This window comes from Chromobacterium sp. CCUG 76385, assembly GCF_059916625.1.
Genome location: NZ_JAUCGU010000002.1, coordinates 59,244 through 76,014 on the forward strand (window position 1 = coordinate 59,244; position 16,771 = coordinate 76,014).

Annotated in this window: 17 protein-coding genes; 5 read left to right on the forward strand and 12 right to left on the reverse strand. The window is 62.6% G+C overall.

Translation table 11 applies throughout. The annotated features are described in order from the left end of the window. Positions 1 to 22: 22 nt before the first annotated feature. Both QUG01_RS02105 and greB read left to right on the forward strand, forming a co-directional pair. Entirely contained in the window at positions 23 to 493 is a 471-nt protein-coding gene (locus QUG01_RS02105) for an NUDIX domain-containing protein (protein WP_500828671.1), read from the forward strand. A 47-nt stretch (positions 494 to 540) separates the two neighbouring features. Then, entirely contained in the window at positions 541 to 1,095 is a 555-nt protein-coding gene (greB, locus tag QUG01_RS02110; RefSeq protein WP_500828672.1) for a transcription elongation factor GreB, read from the forward strand. A gap of 57 nt (positions 1,096 to 1,152) precedes the next feature. On the opposite strand, the gene QUG01_RS02115 is transcribed toward greB, so the two are convergent. From QUG01_RS02115 to minC, 9 genes are all read right to left on the reverse strand, one after another. Then, positions 1,153 to 1,611 carry a MarR family winged helix-turn-helix transcriptional regulator gene (locus QUG01_RS02115; RefSeq protein ID WP_500828673.1) on the reverse strand — a complete coding sequence of 153 codons (459 nt, stop codon included), beginning with the start codon at positions 1,609 to 1,611 and terminating at the stop codon, positions 1,153 to 1,155. A 64-nt stretch (positions 1,612 to 1,675) separates the two neighbouring features. Next, positions 1,676 to 2,299: a hypothetical protein gene (locus QUG01_RS02120; RefSeq protein WP_500828674.1), complete on the reverse strand. Its 624-nt coding sequence runs from the start codon at positions 2,297 to 2,299 to the stop codon at positions 1,676 to 1,678. Positions 2,300 to 2,633: 334 nt separating this feature from the next. Continuing rightward, positions 2,634 to 4,649: a M3 family metallopeptidase gene (locus tag QUG01_RS02125; protein ID WP_500828675.1), complete on the reverse strand. Its 2,016-nt coding sequence runs from the start codon at positions 4,647 to 4,649 to the stop codon at positions 2,634 to 2,636. A 43-nt stretch (positions 4,650 to 4,692) separates the two neighbouring features. Then, the gene (locus tag QUG01_RS02130) at positions 4,693 to 5,280 is read right to left on the reverse strand and encodes a pyridoxamine 5'-phosphate oxidase family protein (RefSeq protein ID WP_500828676.1); all 588 of its coding nucleotides are present in this window, start codon (positions 5,278 to 5,280) and stop codon (positions 4,693 to 4,695) included. 84 nt (positions 5,281 to 5,364) lie between these two features. Continuing rightward, on the reverse strand, positions 5,365 to 7,428 hold the full coding sequence (locus tag QUG01_RS02135; RefSeq protein WP_500828677.1) for a M3 family metallopeptidase: 2,064 nt from the start codon (positions 7,426 to 7,428) through the stop codon (positions 5,365 to 5,367). A 121-nt stretch (positions 7,429 to 7,549) separates the two neighbouring features. Next, positions 7,550 to 8,488, reverse strand: a complete 939-nt coding sequence (locus QUG01_RS02140) for a hydrogen peroxide-inducible genes activator (RefSeq protein WP_043620838.1) — start codon at positions 8,486 to 8,488, stop codon at positions 7,550 to 7,552. Positions 8,489 to 8,491: 3 nt separating this feature from the next. After that, positions 8,492 to 8,749 (reverse strand): cell division topological specificity factor MinE, encoded by a 258-nt coding sequence (gene minE, locus QUG01_RS02145; RefSeq protein WP_043620835.1) that lies wholly within the window; start codon positions 8,747 to 8,749, stop codon positions 8,492 to 8,494. 3 nt (positions 8,750 to 8,752) lie between these two features. Further along, on the reverse strand, positions 8,753 to 9,565 hold the full coding sequence (minD, locus tag QUG01_RS02150; RefSeq protein WP_043620832.1) for a septum site-determining protein MinD: 813 nt from the start codon (positions 9,563 to 9,565) through the stop codon (positions 8,753 to 8,755). A gap of 23 nt (positions 9,566 to 9,588) precedes the next feature. Beyond that, positions 9,589 to 10,305, reverse strand: coding sequence for a septum site-determining protein MinC (minC, locus tag QUG01_RS02155; protein WP_500828678.1), 717 nt, complete (start codon positions 10,303 to 10,305; stop codon positions 9,589 to 9,591). Between the two features lie 389 nt (positions 10,306 to 10,694). Between minC and QUG01_RS02160 the strand changes: the two genes are divergently transcribed. Next, positions 10,695 to 11,261: a phasin family protein gene (locus QUG01_RS02160; RefSeq protein ID WP_103319533.1), complete on the forward strand. Its 567-nt coding sequence runs from the start codon at positions 10,695 to 10,697 to the stop codon at positions 11,259 to 11,261. A 169-nt stretch (positions 11,262 to 11,430) separates the two neighbouring features. On the opposite strand, the gene QUG01_RS02165 is transcribed toward QUG01_RS02160, so the two are convergent. Both QUG01_RS02165 and ppa read right to left on the reverse strand, forming a co-directional pair. Next, positions 11,431 to 12,120: a hypothetical protein gene (locus QUG01_RS02165; protein ID WP_500828679.1), complete on the reverse strand. Its 690-nt coding sequence runs from the start codon at positions 12,118 to 12,120 to the stop codon at positions 11,431 to 11,433. Between the two features lie 204 nt (positions 12,121 to 12,324). After that, positions 12,325 to 12,852 (reverse strand): inorganic diphosphatase, encoded by a 528-nt coding sequence (ppa, locus tag QUG01_RS02170; protein ID WP_021478635.1) that lies wholly within the window; start codon positions 12,850 to 12,852, stop codon positions 12,325 to 12,327. 121 nt (positions 12,853 to 12,973) lie between these two features. On the opposite strand from ppa, the gene coq7 reads away from it, so the two are divergent. Then, complete coding sequence (coq7, locus tag QUG01_RS02175; RefSeq protein ID WP_500828680.1) at positions 12,974 to 13,594, forward strand: 2-polyprenyl-3-methyl-6-methoxy-1,4-benzoquinone monooxygenase; 621 nt, start codon at positions 12,974 to 12,976, stop codon at positions 13,592 to 13,594. 61 nt (positions 13,595 to 13,655) lie between these two features. Here coq7 and QUG01_RS02180 read toward each other — a convergent pair whose 3' ends face one another. Beyond that, the gene (locus QUG01_RS02180) at positions 13,656 to 15,110 is read right to left on the reverse strand and encodes a hypothetical protein (RefSeq protein ID WP_500828681.1); all 1,455 of its coding nucleotides are present in this window, start codon (positions 15,108 to 15,110) and stop codon (positions 13,656 to 13,658) included. Between the two features lie 322 nt (positions 15,111 to 15,432). Here QUG01_RS02180 and QUG01_RS02185 point away from each other — a divergent pair, with 322 nt between their 5' ends. Further along, entirely contained in the window at positions 15,433 to 16,761 is a 1,329-nt protein-coding gene (locus QUG01_RS02185; protein WP_500828682.1) for an anaerobic C4-dicarboxylate transporter, read from the forward strand. Positions 16,762 to 16,771 lie beyond the last annotated feature (10 nt).

Consider the following 16,771-nt stretch of genomic DNA (forward strand, 5'->3'; position numbering starts at 1 on the left):
GCTTTTTGTTGCGGGAGAGAAAATGGAACAATGGGACCAGGCAAGAGCGGAAGTGTGGCCGCCGCCGGAGCCGCGCCGACAGCGCGCCTCCATCGTCATCATCGAGCATGGCCGCCTGTTGCTGATGCGCCGGGTCAAGCCGGAAAAAGAGTTCTTCGTGCTGCCTGGCGGCAACATCAAGAAGAACGAAACGCCGGCGATGGCCTGCGTGCGCGAAACGCGCGAGGAAACCGGACTCAATGTCTGGCTGGGCGGCCAGGTCTGCGTGCTGGAAGGCAACAGCCGCACCGAGCATGTTTTCGTCGCGCGGGAGCACCGCGGGCTGTTGCGCCTGGGCGGACCGGAGCTGGCCAAGCTGGCGCCGGACAATCACTACGAGCTGGTGTGGCTGGACGCGGCGCAATTGCGCAGGGTCAAGCTGCGGCCCAAGGCGCTGATGCCGTATTGCCTGGCATTGCTGGAGGGCAGGGCGCTGCCGGCAACTGAGGCATAATTGGACTGATGCCGCATCGATGGCGGCCGCATGGAATCGACAAGGCTATGAGCAAGGCATTTACTCGAGAAGACGAGCAGCAGGAAGACGATCTGCCGGCGGAGCGCCGCCTGCCGGCCTCGACCAAGAACTACATCACGCCCGGCGGCTGGCAGCGGCTGAAGGATGAGCTGTACCACCTGGTCAACCGGGAGCGGCCGGAAATCGTGCAGGTGGTCAATTGGGCGGCCAGCAATGGCGACCGCTCGGAAAATGGCGATTACCTGTATGGCAAGCGCCGGCTGCGTGAGATTGACCGCCGCATCCGCTTTCTGACCAAGCGGCTGGAGATCGCCGAGGTGGTGGACCCGGAAACGCGCGAGGAAACCGACCAGATCTTCTTCTCCGCCACCGTGCTGATTCAGCGCGGCGACGGCAGCGAGCAGCGGCTGAGCATTGTCGGCGTGGACGAGATAGATCTGCCGCGCGGCCGCATCAGCTGGATCTCGCCCATCGCGCGCGCCTTGCTGAAGGCGCGCGAGGGCGATAGCGTGCTGTTCCGCGGTCCGGACGGCGATGAGGATATCGAGGTACTGGAAGTCAGCTACCAGCGCATCGATTAACAGCGCCTAAAAGCAACGGCCCGGATATTCCGGGCCGTTTGTCATTTGAAGCTGGGCTCAAGGCAGCATATGTTCGGATAGCCTGCCATTGATCAGAAACCAGTCGCGCGTGGCTTTGTCGCCACAGTCGCCGAATGCGGTTTGCAGCAACCGCTGCTGCTCGCGATGCAGGTTTTCCTCCAGCCGCACGCCTTCCTCGCTCAGCGTCAGCTGTTTGACACGCTTGTCGTGCGGCGCCGCTTGGCTGCAGATCAGGCCCATTTCCATCAGCTGGCGCAGCGGAATGTTGATGGCCTGCTTGGTGACGCCCAGAAACGACAGCAAGTCCTTGACCGATAGCTTGGGATAGCGCGCGACGAAAAACAGGATGCGATGGTGCACGCGCGCCAGGCCACGCTTGGCCAGCATTTCGTCCGGCTTGTTGGTCAGGGCTTTGTAGGCATAGAAGAAAATCTCCACGGCGGCCCGAGTGTCCAGGCTGGTTTCCTCCTCCTTGCGCGCAATGGTAGTGGTCATGATGTTTCCTGTGGTTTGGACAGCTTCAGTTTCGCATAATCTGCGCGGATAGCGGGCGCGGCGTTTAGTTGTTGCGGATCACGACATTCACGCTGGAGCGCGGATGATCGCTGATTTCTCCCACAGCGACAGAGACCCAGGTATTGGCCTTGTGCGCCACCAGGTAGCGGTCGGTTTTCTGATAGATGATGAGGCCCTGGGCCTTCTCCCATACGTCGGTATTGTTGCTGCAAGGCTTGTCGCAAACGAAATCCATTTGATAGCCCTGTTGTCCCAGCTGGTCCTTGTAGGCGGACCATATTTGCAGGGTGCTTTGCGTGGCCGGGTGTTCATATTGGTCCTTGTACACCTGGCCGCGCATCAGCTCTGATTTGGCGACGCGGATGGAACCGTCCTGGTTCAGGTTCGGGCGCGACAGGAAAACAGTCATTTCGTCTAGCTCCTTGTAGACGTGATCGCTTTCCTCCAGCTTGGCCGGCAGAGGCGAGCCGACAGGGGAGGGTTGGGTCAGCCGCAAGCGCGGCGAATTGGCTTGGTCGCCGGTAGGATTGGAGACCACCCCGCTCACACTTTTTACGGTGTCTACGGCTTGAGTCACCGTGCTCAGCACCGATCCGATATCGAAAGCCAGGACTGGGTTCGATGACAATGCCAGGACGGCGAAACAGCTTGCTATGGCAATGCGCATGAAGGCTCCATGTAATTTGTATGCTTATTTAGTGCCTTAGTATCCTTTTTGCAAGACAATATTTCAACGGCATCCCCATGCTTGCCGAGTGGTATGGCAATGGTGTGTTGCGGAGGTGGCCTAGGGGGCGGTTGACGTCTGCTGCGTGGAAGGCGCTGGCGCCGTTTTGGCCGGACGCCTTGCGCGACGACGTGGACTGCCCCGGCTCCTGTAGGCAATCCTGCCCTACGCTTTGTTGTTTCGCGCTGGCAGAGCATGAAATGCGGCGCGCAAAACGCCTCGATTCGTCCCGCAGTGTTGGCCGGCTTTACCGCTCAGCAAACGTCCACTGCCCTTAGTCTTTCAATCCGCGCTTGCGCAGCATAGGGCTGGCGCTGGGCGCATGGCCGCAGAAGGCCTGGAAACTGCGCTGCGGGTCGCGCGCGTTGCCCGCGCTGTAGATGTGGCGATACAGACTGTCCGCCAGTTCCGGGCTGAAGGCGTCGCCGCGCTGTTCGAATACCGAGAACGCTTCCGCCTCCAGCACTTCCGCCCATAGATAGACGTAGTAGCCGGCGGCGTAGCCGCCATTGAACAGATGGTTGAAGTGCGGCAGCGAATGGGCAAGGCCGGCTTCCGGCGGCAGGCCGTAGCGGCGGCACACCTCGTCCTGGAACGCGTCCGCATCGTCTATTCCATCGGTCTGCTGATGCAGTTCCAGATCGAGCAAGGCGGAAATGACATAGCGCACCGTGGCATAGCCTTGCTGGAAGTTTTGCGCCGCCAGAATCTTGGCCACCAGCGCCGGCGGGATGGCGGCGCTGCTTTCAACGTGGCGGGCGTGCTTTTCCAGCACCTCCGGCACCAGCGCCCAGTTTTCCATCAGTTGCGACGGCAGCTCGACATAGTCGCGCGGCACGCGTGTGCCGGACAGGCGCGGGTAGTGCACATGGGACAGCAGGCCATGCAGGCCGTGGCCGAATTCGTGGAACAGGGTGCGCACGTCGTCGAAGCTCAGCAGCGTCGGCTCGCCCTTGGCGAAGTTGGTGTTGTTGACCACGATGGGCAGCGAGACGCCGCCATGCAGGCCTTGCGCGCGGTAGACGCTCATCCAGGCGCCGCCCTTCTTGCCGGGGCGGGCGAAATTGTCGCTGAGAAACACGCCGATGAGCTGCCCGTGGCGGCGCACGTCCCAGCCGCGCACGTCCGGATGGTAGCGCGGCAGGTCGCTGCGCTCGTCGAAACTCAGGCCGAACAGGCGTCCGGCGACATCGAACATCGCCGCCTGCATATTGGCCAGGCTGAAATACGGCTTCACCTCGGCGTCGTCCAGCGCATAGTGTTCCAAGCGCACTTTCTCGGCCAGATAGCGCCAGTCCCAGGGCGCAATGTCTTCGTCTAGCCCGAGCCTGCGCGCCATCGCCTGCAACTGCTGCTTTTCGCGCGCGAACAGCGCCTTGGCCGGCTCCCACGCTTGCTCCAGCAATTGATAAACCGCCTGCGGCGTGCCTGCCATGCGGTCGGACAGCGCATAGTCAGCGTAGTTGGCATAGCCGAGCAGCCTGGCCTGCTGTTGGCGCAGCTGCAGGATGCGTTGCAGCAGCGGACGGTTGTCGCGCGCCGGCCGGGCGCCGCGCGTGGTCCAGGCGCGCCAGATGGCCTCGCGCAGGTCGGCGCGGCTGGAGTGGGTGAGGAAGGCGATGGCCGACGAGCGGGCCAGCGTGGCGACGTAGCCTTCCAGTCCGCGTTGGCGGGCGGTCTCGGCCATGGCGTTGCGCAGCGATGGCGGTAGGCCGGCCAATTCCGCCTCATCGCGCAGCTGCAGCGCGTACTCGGCCTCGTCGGCCAGCACGTTCTGGCCGAAGCGCGCGCTCAGCATCGCCAGTTCTTCGACGCAAGCGGCGAATGCGCGCCGCGCCTCGCCTTGCAGGCAGGCGCCTGCCATCCGGAAGTCGAGGTGCAGCCGCTGCAGCAGCCGGCGTTGCTCCTCGCTCAACTCCAGCTCCGATGCCTGACGCATGAGGGCATCGAGTCGGGCGAACAGTTTCTGGTTCAGATAGATGGCGCTGTGATGGGCGGCCAGCCTGGGCGCCAAGGCGCGCTCCACTGCCTGCAGCTCGGGCGTGGAGTGGGACGCGCAGAGGTTATGGAAGACCAGCGAGACGCGCTGGAGCGGCAAGGCGGCAGCCTCCAGCGCTTCCACCGTATTGGCGAAGCTGGCTGGGCTGGGCTGTTGGGCGATGGCCTCGACCGCTTGGAGATGTTCGGCCATCAATTGCTCCAGCGCCGGCGCGAAGTGCTCGGGCCGGATGAGATCGAATGGCGGCAATTGGTGGGGCGTGTCCCAGGCTTGCAGCAGCGGATTGGGCATTGGGTTTCCTCTAGGGTGTTTTTCTTATCCGGCGGCCATGCGTTCATGGAACCAGAATGGTTTCTCGCCAAGCGCCATCTTGCAACTGGTACAAGCGTCTATCGTGAAGCCGGTCTGACAAGGAAGCCTGACCGATCTCCACGAGGGTGGGGCGCAGCCGCAGCCGCGCGATATGGGAGGGCGCTTTCACTTCGCTTTCCAGCGCTTGTTCCAGCTGGTCGATCTCGTCCAGCAGGGTCTGCCGCGACGGCAGCGGGCTGCTCTGCGGCCGAACGCGCTGATGGTAAAGGTCGGCCAGCCGGCTGGTTTTCGGTTTGGCTTGCCAGTCCCGCCGCACCGTCTCGGTCTGTTCCAGTTCGGCATCGCCGCGCAGCCGGTATTGCACCATGGCGATGGGCCAGAAGCCCGACAGCTCCCATTTGCCGTTGGCTTGCCAGTGGCGGATCTTCGGGCTGTCGGCGTTGACCAGTAAGGTGATGCCGTCTTGGTCCAAGCTGCGCAGCGTGACGATGCGGGAAGCGGGCTGGCGGTCCTCATCCACGGTGATCAGCGTGGCGAAATGGGCGCAGGGGTCGTGTTGTTTGATGGCGGCTTGATGCAGCGCGCTGAGCAGGATGATTGGATCAGTCATGGGGCAAAGTATCCAGAATGGCCGTCAAGACCGCTTGGAATGGAAAAGGCCAGCCTGCCGCGCAGGCCGGCCTTTAGAACGTGTTTACCGCAGGCCGCGGCTCTTCAGCATCGCTTCCGCTTGCGGATCGCGGCCGCGGAAGGCGCGGAAGGCGGCGCGTTGTTCGCGGGCGTCGCCGGCGCTGTAGATGTAGCGATACAGTTTGTCGGCCAGTTCCGGATCGAAGGGATCGCCGGCCTCTTCAAAGGCGGCAAACGCCTCGGCCTCCAGCACTTCCGCCCACATATAGACGTAGTAGCCGGCGGCGTAGGCGTCGCCGGAGAAGATGTGGCCGAAGTGCGGCGGACGGTGGTTCATGCCGGCCGCCGGCGGAACGCCCAGCCGTTCGCGTTCTGCGGTCTCGAAGGCGGCGATGTCGATGCCGTCGGCGTCGTCGCGTTCGTGCAACGCCAGATCGATCAGCGTGGAGGCGGCGTAGCGCACGGTTTCGAAACCCTGGTTGAAGTGGCGCGCGGCCTTGATCTTGGCCACCAGCTCGGCGGGAATGGCCGCGCCGGTTTCGGCGTGGCGCGTGTGTTTCTCCAGCACTTCCGGCACCAGCGCCCAGTTTTCCATCAGCTGCGATGGCAGCTCCACGTAGTCCCACGGGCTGTTGGGGCTGGCCAAGAGCCGGTATTCCACATTGGACAGCATGCCGTGCAGGCCGTGTCCGAACTCGTGGAACAGCGTGCGCACGTCGTCGAAGCTCAGCAGCGTCTGGCCGTGGCCGGCCTTGGCGAAGTTGTTGTTGTTGACGACGATGGGCAGCACCTCGCCGCCGTTGCGGCCCTGCCAGCGGTAGACATGCATCCAGGCGCCGCCGCGCTTGCTTTGGCGCGCGTAGTTGTCGCCCAGGAACAGGGCGATCACCTTGCCCTCGCGGCTGACATCCCAAGCGCGCACGTCCGGGTGATACAGCTTGAGGTCGTGGCGTTCGCTGAAGCTGAGGCCGAATAGCCGGCCCGCCACGTCGAACATCGCCTCTATCATATTCTCCAGGCCAAAGTAGGGCTTGATCTCGGCGTCGTCCAGCGCATAGCGGGCGATGCGCACTTTTTCCGCCAGATAGAACCAGTCCCAGGGCTGGATGTCGGCAGGTTCGCCGAGCTTGGCGGCTTCTTCGCGCAGCATGGCCTTTTCCGACTCGAAGCGCGCCTTGGCCGGTTCCCATACCTGGTCCATCAGCGCGTGCACGGCGGCCGGCGTGCCGGCCATGCGGTTGGCGATGGCGTAGTCGGCGAAGCTGGCGTAGCCGAGCAGCTTGGCTTGTTCGACGCGCAAGGCCAGGATTTGCTTGGCCAGCGGGCGGTTGTCGCGTTGCGGGTGCTCGCCGCGGCTAGTCCAGGCGCGCCAGGCTTGCTCGCGCAGGTCGCGGCGTTGCGAGAAGGTCAGGAAGGGCACGATGGACGAGCGCGACAGGGTGATGGCCCAGCCCGGTTGTTGGCGCGCCTCGGCCGCGGCGCGGGCGGCGTCCAGCAGGAAGGGCGGCAGGCCGGCCAGATCGTTTTCCGTCAATGGCAGCGTGTATTCGCTCTCGTCGGCCAGCACGTTTTGACCGAAGGCAGTGGTCAGCTCCGCCAGTTTGGAAACGACCTCAGCGTAGCGCTGGCGGGCCGGGCCCTGCAGCTTGGCGCCGGCGCGGACGAAGTCGCGGTGGATCAGGTCCAGCAAGCGGCCTTGCTCTTCGCTCAGGCTCAGGCTGTCTCGCTGGGCGTGGATGGCGTCCAGCCGCGCGAAAAAGCCCGCATGCATGTAAATGCGGCTGCGGTGCTCGGCCAGCTTGGACGCCATGACGCGTTCCACTTCTTGCAGAGCGGGCGAGGTTTCCGAGGATGTCAGGTTGTCCAGCAGCAGCTGGGCGCGCTCCAGACGCAGGCCGCTGCGATCAAAGGCGGCGGCGGTGTTTTCAAAAGTGGCAGGTTCGCTCAGCGCAGCCAGGGCATCGATCTGGGCAAGATGTTCGGCGAACAGGCTGTCAAAAGCCGGTTCGAAGTGTTCGGGGCGAATCAGGTCGAACGGCGGGAGCTGGTGGGGGGTGTTCCAGGCTTGCAGCAAGGGATTGGCGTTCATGGCGCTCTTGTCTCTCGGTTGAGTGATAGTTTCGCGCATGACTTTAGCATGGCCGGCCGTGCCGGTGGAGTGTGATCTTGTAATCGCACCGGTGACGATTCTGGTGGAAGCGGGAAAAACCCGCTGCGGCGTAGCCGGGCGGGTTGGGGCAATTACGATATCAGGCGAGTTTGGCTTCGCCTTCCAGCATGACGACGTCGGAGAGTCCGGAACAGAACACGGCCTGTTGCAGGGTTTCTATCGCCTTCTTGCGGAAGAACTGTTTGCGCGTCACCAAGAGCACGCGGCGCTGCGGCGCCGGCTGGCTGAACGGCACGATGGACAGCAGCGATTCGTCGCCGGGGCCGACCGAGGTGGCCGGCATCACGGTGACGCCCATGCCGCTGGCCACCATGTGGCGTATGGTGTTCAGCGAGCTGCCCTGCAGCGTGCTGGCCAGATTATGGCCTTGCGCCGGCCGGCTGGAGAGCTCGCTGCAGGCTTGCAGCACCTGGTCGCGGAAGCAGTTGCCGGGGCTGAGCAGCAGGACGCTTTCCTCGGACAGCTGACAGGGCTGGATGGCCTGCTGCTTTTCCCAGGGATGGCCTTTGGGCGTGGCCACGACGAAGGGTTCGTCGTACAGGGGCCAGGCTTCGATGCCGGTTTCCTCGAAAGGATCGGCGACGATGATGGCGTCCACCTCGCCGCGCTTGAGCATTTCCGCCAGCCGGGAAGTGTAATTCTCTTCCAGGATCAGCGGCATGTCCGGCGCCAGGATGCGCAGCGCCGGAATCAGCTTGGGCAGCAGATAAGGGCTGATGGTGAAGATCACCCCCAGCTTCAGCGGGCCGGCCAGCTCGTTCTGATGCTCGCCCGCCAGGCGCTTGACCGCGTCGGCCTCTTCCAGCACGCGCTGCGATTGCTCGATGATGCGTTCGCCGATCTCGGTGACCGCCACTTCCTGGCCGCCGCGTTCGAACAGGGTCACGCCCAGTTCGTCCTCCAGCTTCTTGATGGCGATGGACAGCGTCGGCTGGCTGACAAAGCAGCTTTGGGCCGCGCGGCCGAAGTGGCGCTCGCGCGCCACCGCCACGATATAGCGCAGTTCGGTCAGCGTCATGGCTTAGCGCTGTTGCTCCGGCAGTACGATGTTGACCTCCAGGACTTCGTAGTCGTCCTGGCGCTCCACTTGCACCTTGATGTCGTCGAGATTGACCGACACGTATTTGGATATCACTTCCATCAGTTCGCGTTGCAAGGCCGGCAGATAGTCCGGCGCGTGGCGGCCGTTGCGCTCGTGGGCCAGGATGATCTGCAGGCGTTCCCTGGCGATGGCGGCGGATTTTTGGCGCTTGCCAAAAATCATATCGATCAATGACATGAATTAACCTCCGAACAGGCGCTTGAGGATGCCCACCTTGGGGGCTTCCAGGAAGCGCATCGGGCGTTGTTCGCCCAGGAATCGCGCCACCACGTCGGTGTACGCGTCGGCCACATCCGTCCCTTTCAGGTGGATGGCCGGAGTGCCGGAGTTGGATGCCTGCAGCACGCTCTGCGATTCCGGAATGACGCCGATCAGCGGCACGCGCAGGATTTCCTTGACGTCCTCGACCGACAGCATTTCACCCTTGTCCACGCGTCCCGGCGCGTAGCGGGTGATCAACAGATGCTCCTTCACCGCCTCGCGTCCTTCTTCGGCGCGCTTGGACTTGGAGGCCAGGATGCCCAGGATGCGATCGGAGTCGCGTACCGACGAAACTTCCGGGTTGGTGACGATCAGCGCCTCATCGGCGAAGTACAGCGCCATCAGCGCGCCCTTCTCGATGCCGGCAGGGGAATCGCAGACGATGTATTCGAAGCCGGCGTCGTTCAGATCCTTCAACACCTTTTCCACGCCTTCCAGCGTCAGCGCGTCCTTGTCGCGGGTTTGCGAGGCCGGAATGATGAACAGATTGTCGCAGTTCTTGTCCTTGATCAGCGCCTGGTTCAGGCTGGCTTCGCCATTGACCACATTGATCAGGTCGTACACCACGCGGCGTTCGCAGCCCATGATCAGGTCCAAGTTGCGCAAGCCGACGTCGAAGTCGATCACGACAGTCTTGTGGCCGCGCAGTGCCAGGCCGGAAGCGAAGCTTGCGCTGGTGGTGGTTTTGCCTACGCCACCCTTGCCGGATGTCACAACGATGATTTTTGCCACGGGGCTTTCCTTTGGAAAATGTTTTACTCGCCGAGCGCGCTCATCACCAGGCGCTCGTTTTCAAGATAGATTTGGGTGGGTTTGCCCAGAATGCTTTCGGGCAAAGCCTGTTCAATGGTGCGGTACACCCCGGCGATGGAGACCAGTTCGGCTTCCATGCTGCGGGTGAAAATGCGGGCTTGCGGGTTGCCGCGCGCGCCGGCCAGCGCGCGCCCCCTCAATGGAGCATAAACGTGTATGTTGCCGTCGGCGATGACTTCGGCGCCGGTATTGACCATGGCCAGCACCACCAGATCGCAACCCTTGGCATAGATCTGCTGGCCGGCGCGGACCGGCCGGTCGATGATCATGCAGGACGACACGGGCGCGGGCGCTTCGGCGGCGGGCTTGGCCGCCGGCTCCTGCACCGTTTGCACCGAGCGGGGCTGGGCGGCGCTGTTGGCGAAGGCCAGGCCGAAGCGGCCAGCCACGGCGGCCAGGGCGTTGTCCGGATGGCGCAGCGCCACGGCGCGGATGCCGCGGCGGCTCAGCAAGGGCAGCAAGCGGCCGAAGTCGAGGTCGGCCGGATTGGGCAGGGCCTCCACATCCAGCACGAAGGCCTCTGCAGGCGCATCGCTGGTGTTGCCGAACCGCGCGTCCAAAGCCTGGCTCAGTTCGTCCAGATTATCGGTGCGCAGCAAGATGGCCAGCAGGTCCAGACTGGCGGATTTGATATCAAAGGCGTTGGCCACAGGGCTCATGAGATGGCTTTAACTGGATAGATTTCTTCTATGGGCGAGTGTACTGGCTTGGCGTCGGGGTTTCAATGGCTGCTTTGCTTGGCGGGTCGTCTGACGCGAGGCGGGCCTATGCTGGCGAGTCTTTAAGCGGGGCCATCTGCGTTGCATCGCAAAAAAACCTCAGTTTGGCATGTCCTGAGGGACAGGCGCGCAATTGTCATCTTTATGGAATGATTGTGTAGTAAAAACTCTGCAGAAATAGCCGTTTAGTTCATTGTGCAATGCAACAAGTTCTTGACCTGCGCAATCCGCTGACGGTAAAGTGCAATTGTTGCGCTGCAACATCATTGCGCGGAACAATAGTTTTGCTGCTGTATCGCTGTGTCCCCGACATTCTAGGAGCTGATTACATGTTTACCACCACGCAAGAACTCTCCGCCCTTGGTCAATCGCAGTTCGACAAGGCTGTTCGTCTTTCCTCCATCGTACTGGCCGGCGCCGAGCGTTTCGCCAGCCTGCAACTGGACCTGTCGCGCAAGCTGCTGAACGACAACGCCCAAGCTTTCAAGACTTTGAGCGAAGTGAAGGACGTCAAGGCCCTGGGCGACGTGCAAAGCGGCCTGGCTCAGCCGGCTCTGGATCAAGCTTTCTCCGCCGCCCGCCACGTGTACGACGCTGCCTTGGCTACGCAAAATGAGCTGACCGCTTTTGTTGAAGAGCAGATCGCCGAAAACAACAAGGCGCTGCAAACCAGCCTGGAGCGTCTGTCGAAGAACGCCCCGGCCGGCTCCGACATCGCCGTTTCCGCGATGAAGACCCTGCTGAACACCTCCACCGCCGCTTTCGAAAGCGTGTCCAAGACCGCCAAGAAGGTGAGCGCCGAGATTGCTGAAGCCGGTGTTGAAGCCGCTACCAATTCGGCCAAAGCCGCCAGCGCCGCCGTAGCTCGCAAAAAGTCCACTACCGCCGCCGCCTGATCTGGCTCGCTGCTCCGGAAGACGCAAACCGCCCCGGCTGATGCCGGGGCGGTTTGTTTTGGGCCATGCGGAGCGGAAAACCATGAGTTCGTGAGTTCTGCAAATCCTGTGGAAACCAGGCGTTCATGATTGGCAGCCGGCCAGTTGATTGCCGCCGTTCATTTCCAGTCTAAGTATGCCCGGCTTGCTGCTGATCTCGTGTTTGCAGAAGCGCGGACAATTCCTGCAGCAGTTTGTCCCAATCCTGTTGCTGCGGCAGCGTCAAAACAATGCTCCGGGCTAGGTTGGCCGCGTAATGGCGCGCGCTTTCCGGCAATGGGGACGGGTAGGGCGGGATGAGTCCGATGCGGTCTGTCAGGTAGCTGGCCGCCAATTGGCGCAATTTGTCGGCCAGCAGCCATTGTTCCCCTAACATCTGCTCCCATTGCAGATTGCGCGGCTGAGCATCGGGAGGCAGTAGGGAGGAGTGGCAGGCATGCAACAGCGCGGCGAATACCCGCTGGCAGAAGCGGGCGCTGTGGAGAGGCCCGCTATGCAGCCAGCATCCGGGCTGCGGCGCCAGGGCGTCCAGCAGCTGCCAGGCGGCGCTGTCCGGCGCCGGCGCGTTGCCGACCAGCAGCATGAAGCCATGCTCGGCGCCGGGCGGTAGCCAGTCCCCGGCGAGCTCCAGCAGATCCATGCCTGCCTGGCGGCAGTAGGCGTGCCGCGCTTCCAGCGCATGATCGCTATCGATGGCCAGGTCCAGCCAGCAGTCGTTCAGTTCGATGCCGACCCAGCCCTCAGGCAGGCGCGATGGCGTGTCGTGTTCCGGCGCAGCCGCCAGCCCTTGCGCTTCTAGCCGGCGCAAGAACCAGGACAAATGGGGCGCTTGTCCCCGCATGCGGTAGGAAACAGCCATGTTTGGGCACCATGGGACCGCCGTCTGGCGGCTCATTCTGATTTAAAGCGTGGCAGAAAGCGTACGCCACAGCAATCCATTATCAGGCTGAATGGCTGATTTGTGCAATGCAGCATTTAAGGGCGTTAAAAAACCGGCCTGCCGGCCGGTTGCGTTTTGCGGCGCTTACTTGCCGAAGCGCTCAATGCCTTCCACCAGTTCGGTTTTGGCGTCTTCCAGCGTGCCCCACCCCTGGATCTTGACCCACTTGCCCTTTTCCAGATCCTTGTAGTGCTCGAAGAAGTGCACCATCTGCGCGCGCAGCAGTTCCGGCAGGTCTTCCAGCTTCTGGATGGACTTGTACATCGGGCACAGCTTTTCCACCGGCACGGCCACCAGCTTGGCGTCCACGCCGCCGTCGTCTTCCATCTTGATCAGGCCCAGGGCGCGACAGCGCACCACCACGCCCGGCGGCAGCGGGAACGGGGTGACCACCAGCACGTCAACCGGATCGCCGTCGCCGGCCAGGGTTTGCGGCACGAAGCCGTAGTTGGCCGGGTACATCATGGAGGTGCCCATGAAGCGGTCCACCACCAGCGTGTTCCATTCCTTGTCGAATTCGTACTTGATCGGAGCGGCGTTGGCGGAGATTTCGATGACGACGTTGAAGTCGCCCGGCATGTCTTTGCCCGGGCCGATGCTTGCGAGGTTCATTGCGCGCAATCCTTCGTGTTGAGTAGATAAACAGGTTTAACCGGCTGATTATATCAGCAGCTGCCGTCGCTGTGCCGGCCAGGTATAATCAGCAGTTTGACGAATTGCTGGAGCCGTGCCGATGCTGGACAAGCTGATCACCGAACTGGACAAGGGCCTGCGCACCTTGTGCGCGCCGGCGCATAGCGGCCGCGCGCATCCGGATCAGGATATCGCCGAGACCGAACTGAGCGCGGCGGAAAAACGGCATGCATTAGGGCTGATGCGGGTTAACCATTGCGGCGAGGTGTGCGCCCAGGCCTTGTATCAGGGCCAGGCGTTGACGGCGCGCGACGCGGCGGCGCGCGAGGCGCTGCGTCAGGCGGCGCAGGAGGAGATCGAGCATCTGGCCTGGACCGAGCGCCGCATCCGCGAGCTGGGCGGCCGTCCCTGCCTGCTCAATCCGCTGTGGTACACCGGTTCCTTGGCCATGGGCGTGGCGGCCGGCGTGCTCGGCGACAAGTGGAATCTGGGTTTTTTGCAGGAAACCGAGCGCCAGGTGGGCGCGCATCTGGACAGCCATCTAAGCGAGTTGCCGGAAGGCGACGCGCGCAGCCGCGCCATTGTCAGCCAGATGCGCGATGATGAACTGCAGCACGCCGAGATGGCGCACGAGCTGGGCGCCGCTGAGCTGCCGGCGCCCTTGAAGGCGGCGATGAAGCTGTCGGCCAGGCTGATGACCGGCAGCAGCTATCACCTGTGATCCAGGCATATGACAAGACCGGTGTTAGCCGGTCTTGTCGCATGGGCAGGGCTGTTTCCGGCTATTTGGCGTCGTCCGCGATCGACCACAGGAAGTCGGTCTGCAGATTGCCCTTGAACATCGGCGCGTTGCGCGGAATGTAGAAGTTGGTGGAGTAGCCTATCGCACTGGCCTTGCTGTCCATCTGCACCGAGGCGCCGGAGTGGCAAGTCATGCAGTTGGTCTGCACACCGACGGTGGCATGGAAGGTCCGCTTGCTGACGGGGCTATAGATGCCGACATTGACCGGCGGGGCGGTGAAGGTGGCGGCGTTGAAGTCTGATTCCAGATACGGGTTGTATACCGTCACCGGCTGGCCCACGCTCTTGCCGCCGTTTATCGGTTGATTCGGCGCCACCATCTGGTAGCCGATGGACATGGCGTAGTGGGCGGCGGGCCATGCCACTTGAGCCGGCCGCGCCGCCGCGGCGGCGCGGTTGCCGGGCAGGGGCGGCTTGGCCGGGTTCGGCGTCCAGAAGTAAGTCTGCCACGTCCATTCGGTGATTTCGCGCGTGGTGACATGCATGGCCATCAGAATCAGCGCATCGCCGACCTCTACCGACTGTTTCAGCTGGGCTTGTACCAATTGCTGAAATTGCTTCACGTTGTCCGCGGTGACCGGGTAGGCGATGAAGTCACCCAGGGCGAAGGTGTTGCTGGCATTCGGGTGGCTACAGGAGGGGTCGGTGCGGTCTGCCTTGGATTTGCCGGGGTTCTTGGCGTCGATGTAGACGCAGCCGGGCCATTTGTCTTCGGAAAAGCCGTTTTTCTCGATGTCCGGCGTCACTTTGGGCGTGCCGGGCCAGGCCGGCATCACGTACAAAGAGCTGCCCTTGATCATGTTCGCCTTGCTCACCAGCTTGTACACGGGCTTGATGGTGACGGCGTTGGATGGGAACGCGGGGATCGATGCGTTGCCGGCATCGTATAGCTTGGTCAGCTCGGCCTTGGAAAACAATTGGTTCTTACGGGCGAACTCCGCGGCAGCGGGATCGTAGGCCACCATTTCAAAAACCGATGTGTCTCGCATGTCGCTGGTTGATGGATTGGCCTTGGCGCTCAGTTCGGCCTTTTTCGCCTGCGATTTTTCCTGGAAACCCGGAACACGCTGGAACTGGCGCGGCACGCGCAATTGCAGCTGCCGCGGCGTGGCCGCCTGCGCCTTCAACTGCTCGGGGTTGGAAGGCAGCGCGGCCACCTCCGCCGGGGTCAGCCAAGTCAGGTAAACCGGGACATTGGGAATGTCGAATTCCGACTGCCCGCTGGGCGCGGTCAACGAGGCCCAAAGCCCCCAGCCGTGACGATAGATCTGCCGCGTGTTGGCCGGCGTGGGCTGGTTGATCCAGTCCATCAGTTGCGACTCGGACTCCGGAAACGAATAGCCTGGAATATGTGGGTCCGGCAGCGGCACGGGGTGTGCGCTTGCCAGATCACTCAGCAGCAGGGCGGCGGGAAGGAGCAGACGGTAATTATGCATTGCGCTTTCTCCATGCGGGAATGAGCGTGAACGCCAATCGGCGAGCGATGCGCAATTCAAGGACGTGCGCATAATGCCTGTTATAGGTTCCCTTGATCCATGGATTTTCATACTAAAGGACAGGTCGTACCGAGAGTCCGTCCCTTGTGTTTTCATGTTTTCCATGCGCTACGGGTATTTCATCCACTAAGTCCTCTTCGCTTGATCAAGGTCTAGCCCCGGTTTCGCCGCAGGCCATATAAACAGGTAATGGGCAAGCGGCTGATGGGTCCGATGTTTCCGGTTTGGCGACAGCGCGGCAAGCAGGCCAAGGAGAGCAGACATGTGGACTTTCTGGATTGAATTCGCGCTGTTGCTGACGGCGATTCTGATCGGCATCCGGCGCGGCGGGGTGGCGCTGGGCATGATAGGCGGGCTGGGCGTCGCCGTGCTGGCCTTCGTGTTCCGGGTGGCGCCGGCCGAGCCTCCGATCACGGTGATGCTGATCATCCTGGCGGTGGTGACGGCGTCGGCCACGCTGCAGGTGGCGGGCGGGCTGGACTTCCTGGTGCAGCAAGCGGAAAAGGTCATGCGCAAGCATCCGCAGCAGATCACCTTTCTCGCGCCCATGTCCACGTTTTTGCTGACCATGTGCGTCGGCACCGGCCACGCGGTGTACTCGCTGCTGCCGGTGATAGCCGATGTGTCGCTGAAGACCAAGATCCGCCCGGAGCGGCCGATGGCGATGGCCAGCGTGGCCTCGCAGATGGGGATCACCGCCAGCCCGGCCGCTGCGGCTGTGACGTCCTTGCTGGCGATGACCGCGCACAGCAGCCAGCCGCTGACGCTGTGGCAGATCCTGATGGTCACGATTCCCGCCGGTTTGATCGGCGTGGCGGCCGCCGCCTTCTGGAGCCTGAAGCGCGGCGCCGAGCTGGATCAGGACCCGGAGTACCAGGCGCGGCTGCAGGACCCGGAATTCCGCGCCTCGATAGAAAAATCGGTGACCACGCTGGACAAGGTGCTGCCGGCGCACGCCAAGCCTGCCGTCATCCTGTTCTTCACCGGCATTCTGGTGGTGGTGTTGCTGGCGCTATTTCCGCACTGGCTGCCGATGGACGAAAAGGGCAAGACGGTGCCGATGACGACGGCGGTGCAGTTCGTGATGCTGGCCTTCGGCGCCTTCATCCTGTTTCTGTCTAACGCCAAGGCGGCCACCATCGCCCGCTCCGAAGTCTTTACCGCCGGCATGATCGCCGTGGTGTCCATCTTCGGCATCGCCTGGATGAGCGACACCTTCGTCAAGGCCAACGAAACCTTTCTGGTCGACAACATCAAGGTGATGGTGGAATACGCGCCTTGGACCTTCGCGCTGGCCATGTTCGCCGTGTCGGCCTTCGTCAAGAGCCAGGCCGCCACCTTGACCATCATGGTGCCGTTCGGATTGGCGCTGGGCCTGAGTCCGCACCAGCTGCTGGCCATCATGCCTTCCTGTTACGCCTATTTCTTCTTCGCTTTTTATCCGAGCGACCTGGCCGCCATCAATATGGACCGCAGCGGCACCACCCGCATCGGCAAATATCTGCTCAACCACAGTTTCATGATGCCGGGCCTGATCGGGGTGGGCGTGTCCACGGTGGCAGCCTACGCATTGACGCATTTTTACTTCTGACAGGGGAATC

What these genes read in the sequence shown, in the direction of transcription:
- QUG01_RS02180 (WP_500828681.1), bottom strand. Translation starts at nt 15,110, where the DNA reads ATGCATAATTACCGTCTGCTCCTTCCCGCCGCCCTGCTGCTGAGTGAT.
- minE (WP_043620835.1), bottom strand. Translation starts at nt 8,749, where the DNA reads ATGTCATTGATCGATATGATTTTTGGCAAGCGCCAAAAATCCGCCGCC.
- coq7 (WP_500828680.1), top strand. Translation starts at nt 12,974, where the DNA reads ATGCTGGACAAGCTGATCACCGAACTGGACAAGGGCCTGCGCACCTTG.
- QUG01_RS02140 (WP_043620838.1), bottom strand. Translation starts at nt 8,488, where the DNA reads ATGACGCTGACCGAACTGCGCTATATCGTGGCGGTGGCGCGCGAGCGC.
- QUG01_RS02135 (WP_500828677.1), bottom strand. Translation starts at nt 7,428, where the DNA reads ATGCGCGAAACTATCACTCAACCGAGAGACAAGAGCGCCATGAACGCC.
- QUG01_RS02120 (WP_500828674.1), bottom strand. Translation starts at nt 2,299, where the DNA reads ATGCGCATTGCCATAGCAAGCTGTTTCGCCGTCCTGGCATTGTCATCG.
- QUG01_RS02105 (WP_500828671.1), top strand. Translation starts at nt 23, where the DNA reads ATGGAACAATGGGACCAGGCAAGAGCGGAAGTGTGGCCGCCGCCGGAG.
- ppa (WP_021478635.1), bottom strand. Translation starts at nt 12,852, where the DNA reads ATGAACCTCGCAAGCATCGGCCCGGGCAAAGACATGCCGGGCGACTTC.
- QUG01_RS02185 (WP_500828682.1), top strand. Translation starts at nt 15,433, where the DNA reads ATGTGGACTTTCTGGATTGAATTCGCGCTGTTGCTGACGGCGATTCTG.
- QUG01_RS02125 (WP_500828675.1), bottom strand. Translation starts at nt 4,649, where the DNA reads ATGCCCAATCCGCTGCTGCAAGCCTGGGACACGCCCCACCAATTGCCG.
- QUG01_RS02115 (WP_500828673.1), bottom strand. Translation starts at nt 1,611, where the DNA reads ATGACCACTACCATTGCGCGCAAGGAGGAGGAAACCAGCCTGGACACT.
- QUG01_RS02160 (WP_103319533.1), top strand. Translation starts at nt 10,695, where the DNA reads ATGTTTACCACCACGCAAGAACTCTCCGCCCTTGGTCAATCGCAGTTC.
- greB (WP_500828672.1), top strand. Translation starts at nt 541, where the DNA reads ATGAGCAAGGCATTTACTCGAGAAGACGAGCAGCAGGAAGACGATCTG.
- minC (WP_500828678.1), bottom strand. Translation starts at nt 10,305, where the DNA reads ATGAGCCCTGTGGCCAACGCCTTTGATATCAAATCCGCCAGTCTGGAC.
- QUG01_RS02130 (WP_500828676.1), bottom strand. Translation starts at nt 5,280, where the DNA reads ATGACTGATCCAATCATCCTGCTCAGCGCGCTGCATCAAGCCGCCATC.